This is a genomic window from Methylobacterium adhaesivum, from assembly GCF_022179065.1.
In the GTDB taxonomy this organism is placed as follows: Bacteria; Pseudomonadota; Alphaproteobacteria; order Rhizobiales; family Beijerinckiaceae; genus Methylobacterium; species Methylobacterium adhaesivum.
On record NZ_BPQD01000020.1, the window covers coordinates 141,630 to 156,932 of the forward strand.

Below are 15,303 nucleotides of genomic sequence, written 5' to 3' on the forward strand. Positions count from 1 at the left end.
GATCTTGCCCGTGGGCACGCCGCGCTCAGGCGAGGACGGCCGCCGCTTCGGAGAGCCCGGCGCGGATGCGCGCCGCCACATCAGGCGCGGTGCAGACGTAGGTCGGGCTCGGATGCGGGACGGCGATCACCGGGCAATCGGGGCGCAGGGTCGCGAGGGCGTGACGGCTCAGGCCGGCAACGCGGCCGGCCAGAACCACGACGGCGAGGCGCGGCAGGCAGGCGAGGAGAGGTTCGAGATAGGGTGCCGCCGCGGCGATCTCGGACCGGCGGGGCGCGCGGTTGCGGGCGCCGGGCGCGTGGATCACCCAGGGAACGGCGTTCCAGATCAGGGTGTCGGCCCGGGCGAGGCCCGCCTCGCCGAGAAACCGGAACAGATTGGTGGCCGTGCCCGTGGGGTTGTCGCGCGAGACGAAGCCGGTGCCCCGGGGGCCGGGCGTCTCCAGCAGCAGCAGGAGCCGCGCCCCGGTCCCGCCGTCGAGGGGGTCGGGCTCCGGCACGAGTGCGTTCCGTTCGACGGCGATGCGGCGGGCCAGGGCGCGCAGGGGAACGAGATGCGCGCCCGTCAGGAGATCGCGGCGGGCGGACAGGCACGCCGCGTCCCCGAGGGTCTTTGGCCCGTCCGGCCTCACCCGAGGAGGCGTACGAGGGCGTCCGGCAAGGCACGGCTGCGCCGGAAACGCTCGATCCCGCCTTCGCGGGCCAATTGAGCGGCGAGATTGTCGGCGCCGCCGAACTGGAAGCCGAGCTGGCTCGCATAGGCGGCACAGGCCGTCAGCTTGGCGGCCTGTGCCGCCGCATCGAACGGGATGGCCTCGACGGGAAGCGCGGCGAAATGGTCGGCCAGGGGCTCGCGCGGCACGGCTTCGCGGACGGTGTAGGGAAAATCGCGCCACCACAGGATCGGCGCCTCGGGGGCGAGATCGTCGAGGGCGCGCACGAGCTGGACGTGATCGACATGGCCGCCCACGGCCTGGGGCGCCAGGATCAGGTCGGGCGCCGTCTCGGCGACGAGGTCCCGCAGGGCGCGTGTCAGGTCGGGCACGATGCCGTCATCCGCCCGCACCTCGGCGAACAGCTCCGCCGGGCTGGCATAGCCCCGGTGTGGTGCCTCGCGGAACGGCAGATGGCGCGGCGGCGCGATACCGAGGGCTGCGGCGGCGCCCCGGTCTTCGTCCCGGCGCAGGGCCATGTAGTCGATGTCGGGGGAGAGCCCCTTGTCGGTCTGGCACGCGAGGGCAAAGCCCTGCGGATCGGGCACGGACCCGGTGAACACAGTCGCCATGGTGACGCGCCAGCCCGCCCGCGCCAGGAAAGCGAGGGTGCCGCCGCAGGAAAAGGCCGCGTCGTCGAGATGCGGCGAGAGGGCGAGGGCCGCCGGCATCAGAGCAGATGCGGTTCGGCGCGGAACCGGCAGGTTGGGTCGTGCGGCAGGTCGCCCGAGAAATCCGTCGCGGGCCGCGACCCCGCCACGGCACGGTAGACGTCCATGATCTGGCGGCCCACGGCACCCCAGGAATAGACCCGGCGACACTCCTCCAGGCCGTCGCGGGCGAGACGCTCGCGCAGGGTCCGGTCCTCGATCACCCGTGTCAGGGCTTGCGCCAGGGCCGGCACGTCGCCGGGCTGGACCATCAGGCCGTTCTCGCCATCGCGCAGGCAATCGGAGACACCCACCGAATGGGTCGAGACCACGGCGAGGCCGGCCGCCATGGCCTCGAGGATCGTGTTGGAGAACCCTTCCGCATAGGTCGGCGACACGAAGACGTCGGCGTGCCGGTAGAGGTCCGGCACGGTGTCGTAGTCGGCGTAGCCGGTGAAACGGATCTCGGCCTCGGAGAGGTTCAGCTCGGCGGCGCGGGCCTTCGAGGAGTCAACGTCCGGGCCGATGCCCGAAATCACCGCCTCGAACGGCACACCCTGCCCTCGCATGAGGCCGAGGGCGTCGATGAAGTCGAGGACGCCTTTTCGGCGGTCGACCCGGCCGTGGTAGAACAGGCGCACGGGGCCGGCATGGTCGCCGGAGCCCGGCGTGAACCGGCTCGTATCCACCGCACCCGGCACGATGGTGAAGCGGGCCGGATCCGAGCCGAGGCGGTCGCAGACCTCCGCGACGAAGGAGGCACCGCCGATGAGCAGCGCGTTGGCATGGGCCAGCACCTCGCACATGGCGACCCGGTGGGTCTCGCAGCACGAGCCGACCCAGTGGCCATCCCCACCCTGGATCGACACTACAGTGGGCACGCCGATGGCCTTGGCGGCGAGCTGCGTCGCCCAGCCGGTGGGATAGCCGTACTGCGCGTGCAGGATATCGAAGGGCGCTTTCGCGTGCTCGGCCCGAATCGTCGCCATCATCGTGTCGATGTCGCGCTCGAAATCGCCGTTCGTCTGCTCCCCGATCTGTTCGAGGCCGATGACCGTCACGCCCGGCACCGGCGGGGGCGGTCCGCCGCCGTAGACCCGGGTGCCGAAGGCGTCGCCGCGATACTGCGAGATCATCGTGACGTCGTGGCCGGCGGCCACGAGTTCACGCAGGAGGTTCTGGGCATAGACGCTCATGCCCGAAATGGCCGGAAAGTAGCGCCGGCTGACGAAGCAGATTCTCAAAGCACCGGCTCCGCGTGGGGCTTACGGCATTCGCGCAGGAAATTGAGGGAGGCCGGGACCATCACGTCGGCCCGGTGGCTCTCACGGGAGAGTTCGACGCAGATCAGCTTCTGAAAGCCGATGGCGTCGAGGGCGTCGAGGACGGCCGGCACGTCCATGTCGCCCTCCCCGAAGGGCAGATGGATGTGCTCGCCCCGCTTCATGTCCTCGATGGCGACGGTGCCGATGCGGTCGGCGAACTCGGCCAAAGCCACGGCCGGGTCGCGCTCGCCGGTGACGAGGCAGTGTCCCGTGTCGAGGGCGAGCTGCAGGCCCTCGATCTGGAGCGCGGCGTAATCGTCGAGGGTCTCGACGAGCATGCCGGGCTCGGGCTCCAGGCACGGGACCACGCCCTGGGCACGGGCATACTCCGTCACCTCGGCGAGCCCCTCGTTTAGCCAATGCCGTGCTTGCCCCCGGTCGATGCCGGGCTTCGGCACGCCGGCCCAGAACGAGACCGCCTCGGCGTGAAGGATCGCGCCGATATCGACGGCGCGCTTGAGAAACCCGACGCGGCGCGCCCGGCCGGCGGCGTCGCCGGTCACGAGGGTCGGCTCGTGCTTCGCCTTCGGGTCGAGGAGGAAGCGGGCCCCGGTCTCGATTACCACGCCGAGGCCGAGCTTCTGAAGGCGGCTCGACAGGGCCTCTGCCTCCTGCACCCAGGTCTCGGCGAAGGGATCGAGATGGTGGATGTCGAGGGTCAGGGCGATCCCCTGATAGCCGGCGTCGGCGATGAGATCGATGGCATCGGCGAGGCGGTGGTTGGCCGTTCCGTTGGTGTTGTAGGCGAAACGCAGGCTCATGCGCCCCTCCCCTGCTGGGCGAGGCGGAACGGCGCGTGGTGCGATTCCGGTTCACGGTAGAGGGGATAATGCGCCCCGACGATCCGGTCAGCGAGGGCCGTATCGAACAGGGGCTGGCCGCCGAAGCGCTCCAGGGCCTCGGGCGTGAGGCGCACGGGGCGCAGGGTCTCGCTCGCCTGCCCGAACCGGATCAGCGGATGATCGCGCTCGATGAGCTTGCGGGCGTTGCGTTCGCCGATGCGGTGATAGCTCATGGTCTCGACCTCGAGCCCCGGCACAATGGCCTTGACCACGCCGACGCTGCCGCCGGGCGGAGCGCAATCGACGTAGAGAACGTCGAAGCCCGCCTCCTCCAGGCGCTCGCGGGCGATGCGGCCCCGGGCATGACCATCGGGGGCCGGGGTCGTCGGCAGGTCGGTGAATTTCTTGGTGGACCGCTCGGAATAGACCGTGTCGCGCAGAGTCGCGGCGAGATCCTCGGCCGGGAGCACGATCCATTCGAGCATGGCCTTCAGGGCGCGGCTCTCTTCGAGGTCGAGGCTCGGCAGGGCCTTGTCGATGAACGCCTGGACGTAGCCGGGCGGGGTGACGCGCTCGGCGAATGACAGGGGGCCGTGGCCGAAGGCCTTGCGCACGCGGGCGGCCTGGAATTCGAGGAGCGCCTTGCGCAGGGCCCGTTCGCGGTCGGGATCGCAGGCCTCGCCGCAGGCCGAGAGGGCGATGGGGACAGGCGTGTCGGCGAGATTTCGGTCATGGCCGACAACGTAGATGTTGGTGAGGCCGAACTGGTCGGTGGCGAATTTCGGCAGGGCCTTGATGCCCAACGCCTCGAGGCGGTCGAGCATGCCCCGGGTCTCGGGACCGAGCCCTTCCGACAGGTCGAGCATCACGCCCTGGTCGAGGGCGCGGAACAGGAGGCCGTTGCCGTCGCGCTGCAGCAGTTCGAGGAGGCCGTGGCCGAGGGCGAAGGCGGTGTCCGGACCGGCGCCGAGGCCGTTGGTGATGAGGTTCGTGAAGGGCTTGTAGCCCTCCGACAACTCGAAATAGTCGGTGGCCGCGATGTCGAGGGGCATGAGGACCGTCTCACCCGTGCGGGCGCGGACCGTGGGTGTCCATTCCAGCACGGTGTCGCGACCGACGGGGCTGCCGGCGGGCAGGCACAGGGTCAGCGGGTCGGCGACGCTGCCCGCACCGAACACCTTCACGAGGTCGGTGTAGGAGCCGCGCTCCTTCTTTCGCGGCATGACGGCGAGCGACGGCATGAGATTCTCGGCGATCTCCGCGACGGCGCCGATCAGCGCCTCCTCGTCGGTCGCGCCGTAACCGATGCCGCTCGGCATGGCGCCGACGAAGAACGGATCGTCGAGGAACAGGGACACGAACCAGACCGGAATGCCGGTGCGGTCGAGGGGCGCGAGGGGAAACCCGACGATGCGCCCCTGGGGCAGAATATCGAGGTAGGCGCGCACGGGCTCGGGCAGGGAGGCCGGTAGGCCCTCGATCTGCCGCTTCGCTCCGTAAGTGTAGGCGCGTGGAGCGGTGACGCGCGGATTGCGGGCTCGGGCGTCCTGATCGTGTTCGCTCACGTGATGATCCGTTCTCAAGCCAGGGCGTCGTAGGCGCGCGCCAGGAGCCGCATGGTGTGCAGGTCGCGGGTGGCACTGTAGGCGGCCCGCTCCTCGGGATGGCGCAGGGCGGAGCCGAAGGCCCGCACCTGTTCGAGGAAGGGCGAGGCCGTACCGTCGAAGGCGATGTCTTCCGCCGCCCCCGTCGTCCCATCGATGAAGGTGAGGCTGCCGCCCGCCACCTGCCCCATGGTGTCGATCGCTGTGAGTTGGCCTGCGGTGCCGGTCACCTCGAGGCGCCGGCGCGGCAGGGCGTCGGGGCAATTGTACGCGACGTGCAGGTTGGCGAGCACGCCGGATCCCGTCCGTCCGATGAGCAGGGCTCCGTCGTCGACGGCGTAGTCCTGGGCGCGGGCCTGCGTGAGGGCGGCGAGATCGACGATGGATTCGCCGACCAGGAAGTCGACGAGATCCAGGCCGTGGGGCGCCAGATCCATCAGGGCGCCGCCGCCGGCCTTCTTCGGATCGATACGCCAGTTGTCGTGACCGGCGACCGAGGTCCAGGCCCGGGGCAGCCAACAGGCGTAGACGATCCGCACGGCCGTGACGGTGCCGAGGCGGCCTTGAGCGATCCAGTCGCGCATGGCGCGGTGGGCCGGGTGGTGGCGCTGGTCGAAGGCGGTGCCGTAGAACGTCCGGTTGTCGGACACGGCCATCGCCATGGCCTCGGCGTCCGCGAGGCTCGCCGCCATGGGCTTTTCGCACAGGATCGCCTTGCCGGAGGCGGCGAGCGCTTCGATGGCCTCGCGGTGGAGATGGTTGGGGGTCGCGACGTAGACCGCCTCGATCTCGGGATCGGCCACGAGATCGGCGAGGTCGGCATAGGCACGGGCGCCCAGGGCCTCCGCCGCCGCCCGCGACTCCGCGCCCGGATCGGCGACGGCCAAGAGGCGATGGCCCGCGTCCCGGATGCCCGGCGCCATGTAATCGCGCGCGACCCAGCCGAAGCCGACGATGCCCCAGGTGACGGCGCCCATCACCACCGCTCCGGCAGATCGACGTATTCGCGGGTGCGGATCCGGTCGGCTTCCGGCGAATCGAGGCCGCCGGCCCATTCGAGGACGGCCGGGCCGTCCGAGTGCATGGGATAGGTGGCGAGCCCCGCATACTCGGCCTCGTACCTCTCGGACGGCCAGGCGATGCGCCATCCCCCCGCCGGATCCGGCGCGTAGAGGGGATTGAGGCGCAGGCGCGTGCCGGCACGCGGCAGAGTGATGCCATCGATGATGGCCCGGGGCGCCGGACGCATGCCCGGCCCCGCGACGACGGAGAACGCCTCGACCTCGGTCAGCTCGCTCGGCGCGCGCGGCGCCGGGGCACGGGCTTCGACCAGGGCACGGGTGAGATCGGCGTCGTCGTAGACGAGGCCATCGGGAAACAGCTCCTCGATCTCCGTCGCCGAAACGGCGCGGCCGGCCGAGAAACCCGGCTTGCCGCTGTTGTGGATATGGCTGAGCACGAGCCAGCCATCGTCGCCGGCATTCTGGCGCAGGTTGTCGAGCACGTCGGCCTTGGCATCGAGGAAGTAGAACGCGTCGTTGCACACGACGAGGTCGACGGGCGCCTCGGGGATCGGCCAATGCGGCGAGCCGGCATCGAAGCAGACGAGCTGCGCCTGCGTGCCCACGACCCAGTGCCGGGCGACCCAGAGCTTGGCGAACACCACGTCCGCCCCGGCGACCTTCAGGCCGCGGTGGGCGAATTCGCGCAGATAATGCCCGATACCGCAGGCGAACTCGAAGACGCAGACGGGATCGTTCCAGTGGGCTTCGAGCAAGGCGAGGCCGGCGAGATAGGTCGGGTCGCTCCAGCGATGAACGAAATAGTCGCCGACGCGGCCCCAGCCGAGGAGACGTACGGCGTCGCGCAGGGTGAGTTTGGCCCGGTCGCGCACGAGTTCGTGCAGGTCCAGTGGATCGGCCGGCGGGCCGGTCCACCAATCGTCCTGGTCGGCCAGGAGCCCCTCGAGGGCCAGATCGGTTTCGCCCGCGTCGAGGAGCTTCAGGGTCCGCTCGATGAGGTCTGACCGGTTGGTCCGCAGATATGGGATCCCGTCGATCACCGGCCAGCGCACGCCCGTCCCGGCCTCCCGCAGGGAATGGGCTGTATCGGCCTTCAGGGCCTCGCCGGTTTCCGGCGAGAGGAGGGCAAAGGGAATCATGACGCTGTGTCCGCGTGATCGACGGTTCGGATCACGGAATATGCATGTCCGTCAGGACACGATCGTGAAACCCCTTCACCGGCCCGGCGTGAACGAGTTCCATATCGTCCAGCACGGTGTCCATGGTCAGCCCGGCGGCACGCAGGTGCTGGGCGATCTGGAGCACACGGTCGATGCAGTCGGCGGCGTGGAAGGCGCGGCCCTCCGCCGTGGCATCGTCGGGGAGGACGGCCCGGGCGCGTTCGACGGTTTCACGCAAGGCGGGATCGAGCTCGTCGAGGGCCCATTGGGTGGTGCGGGCCATGATGGACCCGAGGTGGTCGCCGAGCAGCATCTCGCCGGTGAAGCCCGCATCCGGCATCGCCGCATTGTGGAAATGATGGCTCATGGCGGCGAGGAACACGAGGGTCGGATCGGCCCGGTAGAAGGGACTGAGCACGACGCCGTAGACCGCCACCATCAGGCAATGCTCGGCGTGGTTCTCGGGCGGCTCCAACAGGATGCGGGGCTTGCCCGGGCAGGTGACGCCGGCGCGCGGCTGATGCGCGAGGGCGGAGACGAAGGCCGGTAGCGGTCCCGGCAGGACGGCGCTGGGCTCACGCAGGCGCTCGCGCAGGCTGTCCCGCAGGCTCGGCTCGACGCTATCGGTGACGGCCTCGAACCCGGCGACGAGAATGCTCGCCGCCACCGCGTGGTCGAGACCGGCCGCAGCGAGGAACGCCGCATCGAGATCGCACAACCGCGCGGCCGCCAGAGCCTTGGCGGTGATGTCGAGGGCGACGTCCTCCGCCGGGGCGCCGCCCGTGAGGGCACCCCACCCTTGCGCGAAAAGGCGCTCGGCGATGGAGCCCGTGCGGCCGGCGGCGTGGACCCGCTTCAGGTCGTTGAGTTCGACGAGGAGCGGGCGCAGGGCGAGGGGGGCGGCGGGGCCGCCCTCCGGAAGAGCGGTCATTAGTTCACGCCGAGCCAGTCGAGGAGCATGGTCTGCTGCTTGCCGAAGTCGTGCTCCGGGCCGTGGCCGTTCTTGACCATGGGGGCCTTGAAGAACGACGACAGCTGCTCCTGCACGCCACCGTCGCCACGCGTCTTGGCGAGATCGAGGACGCGGGCGATCTCGATGACGAGGGGAGCCGCCAGGATCGAGTCCTTGCAGAGGAAGTTGACCTTGATCTGCATGCGCTGGCCGAGGAAGCCGGTGACGTCGATGTTGTCCCAGGCTTCCTTGTCGTCGCCGCGCGGCCGGTAATAGTGGATGTGAACGAGGTGGTCCTCGACGGGGTAGCCAAGGATCGAATCGAGTACCGTGCCCTTGGTGTTGAGCTTGGACTGAAGCGAGTCCTTGTCGTTGAGGGCAAGCCCGTCACGATTGCCGAGGATGTTGGTGGAGAACCAACCGTCGACATGGAGGGCGCGGGCCTTGAGGGCTGGGGCCAGCACCGTCTTCATCATGGTCTGGCCGGTCTTGCCGTCCTTGCCCGCCACGGGGACGTTCAGGGACTTGGCCATCTCGAGGAGAGCCGGCACATCGGCGGCGACGCTCGGCGTGAAGTTGGCGTAGGGCACGCCGCTCTTGATCGCCGCGTAGGCGTAGAGCATTGCCGGGCTGATGGATTCGTCGCTCGAATCGAGGCCCTTCTCGAAGGCGTCGGCCGAATTCAGGGTCGCGGCGGTCAGGTCGGGCCAGCGTTCCGTCGACGCGAGGTTGATCACCACCACGTCGTCGAGGTTGCTCTCCGCCTTGAAGCGGCGAAGATCGTTGGCAATGACCGAGACTGCCTCGCGGTGGTCGGCCGCCACGATGCGGTTGGCGCCTTCGATGTTCTTGCAGAACTTGGCGCTGCCGACGGCCGGCCACGGCTTGATGCCCTTGAGCACCTTGGCGCCGTTCTCGATGTCCTGCTGGGTGAGCACGCCGTGGCCGGTGGCGGCCGAGGCGAGATCGTCGTCGTTGAGGTCCCATCCGGCGAAGACGAGATCCTTGTAGTCGGCCAATCCGGCGACGGAGAGACCGGCCAGGGGCAAACCGTCGAGGCGGTTCGATCCGGATTTGATCATCTCGATGCCCGCGATGGCTGTGGTGGCGACAGCGCCACCCATGCCAACGAACGCAACGCCGACACGGCGACCGGTCTGCATGCTCATTGGAAAAAGGCTTCCTTCAATGGATCCACGGGGAGTGCTGCCCCACGAACTGGAGCCTCCCTTCAGGTCCTAGCTAACTGGACCGCAACTGCGTCATTCCAAGCCCAGCGGGAGACGCTTTTTGCCGCGGTTCGCCTGAACGCCGGCCGAACACTTCGTTAAAACTTCGTGAAAACAGAGCCTTAACCAGCCGTTAAGCGTGCCACGGTTGAATCACGAGGCTGTCCCATTCTGGTCACAGCGGGCGGCGAGACATCGCCGCGCTGAACGAGCGAAGCCGCGCCCACGAAGGCGGCGGCACGAAAAAGGACCCATGATGGAGGTTTTCCCGGAGCCGGCGCCCCGCGCCGACGACGTGAGCCGTCTCGTGCCTAACGAGACCTTCGAAACGGAATCTTCCGTGGCTTGGTTGCCACGGACCGAGCGCAAGACGCGTCGGACCCTCGCCAAAGCCGGACGCCGGACGCTCGCCACTCTCGTGGCCGGTCTCGTCATCGGCGCTGCCCTGCCGCAGAACGCCCTTGCTCCCGCAGCCCTCGCGCATGCTCGGATCGACGAGCGCGCCGCGACGGCACAGGCCCTCGCCCACACCGATCAGCCCCAGAACGCCCAGGAATGGGCCGGGGTTCCCATCGTCGAGCAAGAACCTGCGACACTCGCCCTCATCGCCGAGGATCTCGCCACCCTCGCCCCGATCCGCGATGCCACCGGAACCGAGCGCCTGCGCTTCGGCGACACTGCGGTGCCGCGCGAACTCGTCGAGACCATCCTGCGCGCCGCGAACGAAACCGGGGTCGACCCGGTCTACATGATGGCGCTCGCCGACAAGGAATCCAGCTTCTCGCCCACGGTGAAGGCGTCCACCTCCTCGGCCGAGGGCCTGTTCCAGTTCCTCTCCGGCACGTGGCTCGAACTCATCCGCACCTACGGCGCCCGCCACGGTCTCGTGACCGAGGCCGCCGCCGTGACGGGACGCGGCGGCGCTCTCTCGATTCCCGACGCGGCCCTTCGCGCCCGCGTCCTCGGTCTGCGGCAGGATCCCTACGTCGCGGCCCTGATGGCGGGCGAACTGATCAAGCGCGACCGCGGCCGGATCGAGCAGCGCATCGGTCGCGACCTGACCACGGCGGAACTCTACTTCGCGCATTTTCTCGGCACGGCGAGTGCCGGCCGCTTCCTGACGCTGACGGCGGAAAAGCCCGATCAGGATGCCCGGCAGGTGTTCAAGGCCGCCGCGAGGGCCAATCGCAGCCTGTTCACCGAGAAGGCCGGCAAGGGTCGGCGCAGCCTCACGGTAGCGGAAGTGCGCGAGAAGATCGGCGGGATGATCGACCGGCGTCTCGACCAATACGAAGGTGTCGCGGCCCTCGTCGCCCCGGAGGTGAAAGTTGAACTACCCACCCTCGAAGCCGAGGCCAGCGAGGAAGCGGTGGTTCAGCGCGTCCGGATCAGCGACGCGACGCCGGCCGAGTGAGACCAGTTCGGCACAGGGATCGAGGGAAGCGCGAATCCGCGTCTCCCGGAGGAAGCGAACAGCTCCTGCCCGAGGCGCGAGCGTAGCCCTTAGCGAAACATTCGGTCTAGAACCGGGGCGCGACCGCCCCGCCCCGTGGGTGCCGACGACCGTCGAGTGGCCCTATGAGCAACGCCGATCCCCGACGACCGCCCTCCCCCGGAGCTTCGCCGCAGGTTCTCCCCGGCAAGGCCGTGCCGGACGAGAACGAGGCGGAACAGACCCGCGCCGCGGCCCGCGAAGCCGCCGCCGCCGCCCGCACCTTCGGGCACCATCTCGGCGTGCTTGTAAGCAGCGCCGCCCGTGGCGCCGGACGCGGCACGGCACGGGTGGCCGGAACCCTCTGGGCGTCCAGACCGAGCCTCGGCCGACGGACGCCCCAGGACACCGCCCCTCCCCCCGCTGGCCCGGCCCGCGTTTCATCCGCGACGCCGACGGGTGCGCCCATACGGCCGGGCTGGATCACAGGCTTGCGCAGGCGCCCGATCCGCCTGGCGATCCTCGCCCTCGTCGCCCTGCCCGCGGCGGCCCTGGCCGGTCTCGTCGTCTACAGTTTCGCCACCCTGCCGCCGCTCGGCGGCGTGGTGCCGGAGACCGGCCAGCGGGCGCTCACGGTGGAGGCCGACGACGGCCGCGTCTTCGCCACGCGCGGCACGTTTCAGGGGCAGAAGCTCACGGCGGCCGACCTGCCGCCGCGCATGGCCCAGGCCATCATCGCCATCGAGGACCGTCGCTTCCGCTCGCACTGGGGCGTGGATCCGCGCGGATTGCTGCGTGCCCTGTGGCGCAACGCCACCGGCGGCGGGATCCGCGAGGGCGCCTCGACGATCACACAGCAATATGTCCGCCTGACCTCGCTCACACAGGAGAAAACCCTGCGGCGCAAGATCCAGGAGGCGTTCCTGGCCCTGCGCGTCGAATCCACCATGTCGAAGGACGAGATTCTGCTGGGCTACCTCAACACGGCGTATTTCGGCGCCGGCGCCTACGGCCTCGACGCCGCCGCCCGGCGCTATTTCGGCAAGGGCGCCAAGGCCCTCACCCTGCCCGAGGCCGCGATGCTGGCCGGCCTCGTGCGGGCGCCCTCGCAGCTCGCCCCCACCCGCAACTTCGGCGGCGCCAAGGAACGGGCCGACGTGGTGCTCCAGACCATGGTCGAGACGGGGGCGATCACGGCGGCGGAGGCCGACAAGGCGCGCGCTCAAACCATCACGCTGCGCACCCCGCCCGAAACCCCTCCGGGCACCAACTACTTCCTCGACATGGTGTCCGGCGAGGCCAAGCGGCTCGCCGACACCGCCGGCGACGTCACCGTGCGCACCACCCTCAACCTCGACCTCCAGAGCCTCGCCGAAGGCGTCGTCGCCCGGCGGATGGATGCGGAAGGGGCGAAGAAGAAGGCGGGCCAGGCCGCCATGGTGGTGATGAACAAGGAGGGCGCGATCCTCGCCATGGTTGGCGGGCGCGACTACGAGGACAGCCAGTTCAACCGCGCCGTCCAGGCCAAGCGCCAGGCCGGCTCGCTGTTCAAGCTGTTCGTCTACCTCACCGCCTACGAGAACGGCTTTACGCCCGAGACCGTCCTCGTCGATCGCCCGATCCAGATCGGCGACTGGGAGCCGCAGAATTCCACCGGCCGGTTCAAGGGGGCGATGCCCCTGCGCGCGGCCTTCGCGCAGTCCGTCAACACCGTGGCGGCGCAACTCGCCGACGAGGTCGGCATTCCGGCCGTCATCGCCACGGCGCGGCGCCTCGGCGTGACCTCCGACCTGCCCAACGTTCCGAGCCTCGCCCTCGGCTCGGCGGAGGTGACCCTGCTGGAGATGACCCGGGCCTATACGGGGGTCCTCGCCGGCCTCGTTCCCGTCGATGCCTACAGCGTCCACGCCATCCGGGGCGGCGCGCCGCAGCCGCTCTATGTTCGTCCAGAGGCACGGGGCGGCAAGGCCCTGCCGACGGAGCCACGGGCCATGATGCTCGAATCGCTCCAGGCCGTGGTCGATGGCGGCACCGGCAAGGCCGCGCGCGTCTCCGGCATGCCGGCAGGCGGCAAGACCGGCACCACGCAGGATTACCGCGACGCCTGGTTCGTCGGGATGACGCCGGATCTGATCGTCGGCGTCTGGGTCGGCAACGACGACAATTCGTCCATGAACCGGGTCGGGGGCGGCGACATCCCGGCCTCCCTGTTCCACGACTTCATCCAGCGCGCCTCGGCCCAGATGGCGCGTGGCCGCAAGCGCCCGTCCGCGGCGCGGGCCGAACCGGCCCCCGCCCGCGAGGTGACGCCGGCCGCCACCGCAACGGCCATCCGGGGCGTGCCCGACGTGATCGATACGGGCACCCTCGCCTTCCGGGGCCGTACGGTGCGGCTCCTTGGCGTGGACGGCGAGGGCGGCGCCCTGGCGCGCCAACTCGCCCGCTACCTGCGCCGCCGCGAAGTCGCCTGCACGCCGGCGGCGGGGGGCGAGACCGGTCCCCTGCGTTGCCAGATCGACGGCGACGACCTCGCCGCCCTCATCCTCGCGGCCGGTGGCGCCCGGGCCTCGGAAGATGCTCCCGCCGATCTCCTGGCGGCGGAGGAGCAGGCCCGCTCCGAGCGGGTCGGCCTATGGGGGCGCCAGCGCTGACGGCGACACGCCCGCCCCTGACGCGAAAAGGCCCCGGCGGACCGAGCTCGCCGGGGCCTTTTCGGTTCTCTCGCCTCAGGCCGCCCGCACGGTCGCGAGGAAGCGCCCGACCTGCGCACCGAGCTGCTCGCTCTGACGCGACAGGCCCGACGCGGCGGTGAGCACGTGACCAGCGGCCTCGCCCGTACCGGCGGCGGCGGCGGCGACCCCCGCGATGTTCGCCGTGACCTCGTTCGTGCCGATGGCGGCCTGGGACACGTTGCGGACGATCTCCTGGGTCGCCGCTCCCTGCTCCTCGACGGCCGCCGCGATGGACGTCGCCACCGAACTCATCTCCTGGACGCGACCGGCGATGCCGTCGATGGCCGAGACGGCCTGATGGGTGGCGGTCTGGATCTCGCCGATCTGCCGGGTGATCTCCTCCGTGGCGCGGGCGGTCTGACCGGCAAGCTCCTTCACTTCCGCCGCGACGACGGCAAAGCCTCGTCCCGACTCGCCGGCGCGCGCCGCCTCGATGGTGGCGTTGAGCGCGAGCAGATTGGTCTGACCGGCGATGCTGGTGATCAACCCGACGACGTCGCCGATCTTGGCAGCACCCCGACTGAGGGCGGCGACCAGGGTCGCGGTCTCGGAGGCCTGCGTCACCGCTCCGTTGGCGAGACTCGCCGCCGAATCGGCTTGGCGACCGATCTCATGCACGGATGCCCCGAGTTCCTCAGCGGCCGTCGCCACCATGGTGACGTTGGCGGCGGCCTGCTTCGCCGCAGCGGCCACGTGGGTCGATTGACCGCTGGTCTGCGACGCCGTCACGGTCATCGACTGGGCGGTCGCCTGAAGCTCGGTGGAGGCCGACGATACGGCCTCGATGATGCCGCCGACGGCACCCTCGAACGACTCGGCGAGTTCGCGCATGGCGGCCTTGCGCTGGGCCTCGACCCTGGCGCGGGCAAGTTCGGCGTCCTGCTCGAGCTGGCGCGTGCGGATCATGGTGTCCTTGAAGACGCCCACGGCCTGCGCCATCGCGCCGATCTCATCGCGCCGGCCCAATCCGGGAACGGCGACATCGAGCTCGTTGCGGGACAGGCGGCTCATGGTGCGGGTCATACCGTCGATGGGACGGCCGATGCCGATCTGGAGGAGGACGAGGGCCGTGCCGGCCACGATCACCATGGCGGCCAGACCGACGACGCACGTCATCCAGGCCGTATCGCTCGCGCGCACCGCCTCGTCTGCGCGAACCTGCAGCAGCGACTTCTCCACCCCGGCAATTTCCGCAGCCTTGCTCCGGAAGGCGTCCATGCTGGCCTTGCCGATGCCGGAAGCCTCGAGCCGGCGCGCTTCCTCGCGCGTCGCCGGATCGCGCATCAGGCGGATTTCCCGTTGTGCGACATCGTCGTGCCACCGGCGAGCCAGCTCCGCGAGTTCGCTGAGGCGCCGCTGTTGCTCGGAATTGTCGGCGGTGAGGGTGCGGGCCGCGGTCAGCGCCGCTTCGAAAGTCTGGCCGCCGGCCTTGAAAGGCGCGAGGAAACCGTCGTCTCCTGAAATCAGGAAGCCACGAACACCGGTTTCCCGATCGATCATCGCCGCGGTGAGAAGGTTGATTTCGTCGAGGACGTCGTGGGTGTGGTCCGTCCAATGTCTTGTGTCCGACATGCTCCCGATGTTGCGCAGCGTCATCGTGGATGACGCGACGGCCAATAAGATGATCACGGTCAAAGCAGCGCCGATCTTGGTCGCGATGTTGAAGTTCTTGATGTTTGCGAACATGCCTTTTGCCCCGATTT

12 protein-coding genes are annotated in these 15,303 nt (G+C 69.8%); 2 read left to right on the forward strand and 10 right to left on the reverse strand.

Translation table 11 applies throughout. The annotated features are described in order from the left end of the window. Positions 1-25: 25 nt before the first annotated feature. The 9 genes from MFF01_RS15455 to MFF01_RS15495 are packed head-to-tail and all read right to left on the reverse strand — an operon-like array spanning position 26 to position 9,376. Positions 26-631 (reverse strand): uracil-DNA glycosylase, encoded by a 606-nt coding sequence (locus MFF01_RS15455; RefSeq protein WP_238226851.1) that lies wholly within the window; start codon positions 629-631, stop codon positions 26-28. Continuing rightward, positions 628-1,383, reverse strand: a complete 756-nt coding sequence (locus MFF01_RS15460; protein ID WP_238226852.1) for a PIG-L deacetylase family protein — start codon at positions 1,381-1,383, stop codon at positions 628-630. Before MFF01_RS15460 ends, MFF01_RS15455 begins: the two co-directional genes overlap by 4 nt. After that, entirely contained in the window at positions 1,383-2,606 is a 1,224-nt protein-coding gene (locus MFF01_RS15465) for a glycosyltransferase family 4 protein (RefSeq protein ID WP_238226853.1), read from the reverse strand. Before MFF01_RS15465 ends, MFF01_RS15460 begins: the two co-directional genes overlap by 1 nt. Beyond that, complete coding sequence (locus MFF01_RS15470) at positions 2,603-3,448, reverse strand: sugar phosphate isomerase/epimerase family protein (protein WP_238226855.1); 846 nt, start codon at positions 3,446-3,448, stop codon at positions 2,603-2,605. The genes MFF01_RS15465 and MFF01_RS15470 overlap by 4 nt, the downstream gene beginning before the upstream one ends. After that, entirely contained in the window at positions 3,445-5,034 is a 1,590-nt protein-coding gene (locus MFF01_RS15475) for a YcaO-like family protein (RefSeq protein WP_238226857.1), read from the reverse strand. Before MFF01_RS15475 ends, MFF01_RS15470 begins: the two co-directional genes overlap by 4 nt. A 14-nt stretch (positions 5,035-5,048) precedes the next feature. Continuing rightward, positions 5,049-6,050: a Gfo/Idh/MocA family protein gene (locus tag MFF01_RS15480; RefSeq protein WP_238226859.1), complete on the reverse strand. Its 1,002-nt coding sequence runs from the start codon at positions 6,048-6,050 to the stop codon at positions 5,049-5,051. Next, a complete protein-coding gene (locus MFF01_RS15485; protein WP_238226860.1) occupies positions 6,050-7,234 on the reverse strand; it encodes a class I SAM-dependent methyltransferase in 1,185 nt (394 codons plus the stop codon). The genes MFF01_RS15480 and MFF01_RS15485 overlap by 1 nt, the downstream gene beginning before the upstream one ends. Positions 7,235-7,265: 31 nt before the next feature. Continuing rightward, the gene (locus MFF01_RS15490) at positions 7,266-8,186 is read right to left on the reverse strand and encodes an HD domain-containing protein (protein ID WP_238226861.1); all 921 of its coding nucleotides are present in this window, start codon (positions 8,184-8,186) and stop codon (positions 7,266-7,268) included. Continuing rightward, positions 8,186-9,376 carry an inositol-3-phosphate synthase gene (locus MFF01_RS15495; protein WP_238226862.1) on the reverse strand — a complete coding sequence of 397 codons (1,191 nt, stop codon included), beginning with the start codon at positions 9,374-9,376 and terminating at the stop codon, positions 8,186-8,188. Before MFF01_RS15495 ends, MFF01_RS15490 begins: the two co-directional genes overlap by 1 nt. A gap of 316 nt (positions 9,377-9,692) precedes the next feature. Between MFF01_RS15495 and MFF01_RS15500 the strand changes: the two genes are divergently transcribed. Both MFF01_RS15500 and MFF01_RS15505 read left to right on the forward strand, forming a co-directional pair. Continuing rightward, entirely contained in the window at positions 9,693-10,850 is a 1,158-nt protein-coding gene (locus MFF01_RS15500) for a transglycosylase SLT domain-containing protein (protein WP_373319773.1), read from the forward strand. 164 nt (positions 10,851-11,014) lie between these two features. Beyond that, complete coding sequence (locus tag MFF01_RS15505; RefSeq protein ID WP_238226864.1) at positions 11,015-13,519, forward strand: PBP1A family penicillin-binding protein; 2,505 nt, start codon at positions 11,015-11,017, stop codon at positions 13,517-13,519. A 75-nt stretch (positions 13,520-13,594) separates the two neighbouring features. On the opposite strand, the gene MFF01_RS15510 is transcribed toward MFF01_RS15505, so the two are convergent. Beyond that, positions 13,595-15,286, reverse strand: a complete 1,692-nt coding sequence (locus MFF01_RS15510) for a methyl-accepting chemotaxis protein (protein ID WP_238226865.1) — start codon at positions 15,284-15,286, stop codon at positions 13,595-13,597. Positions 15,287-15,303: the final 17 nt, after the last annotated feature.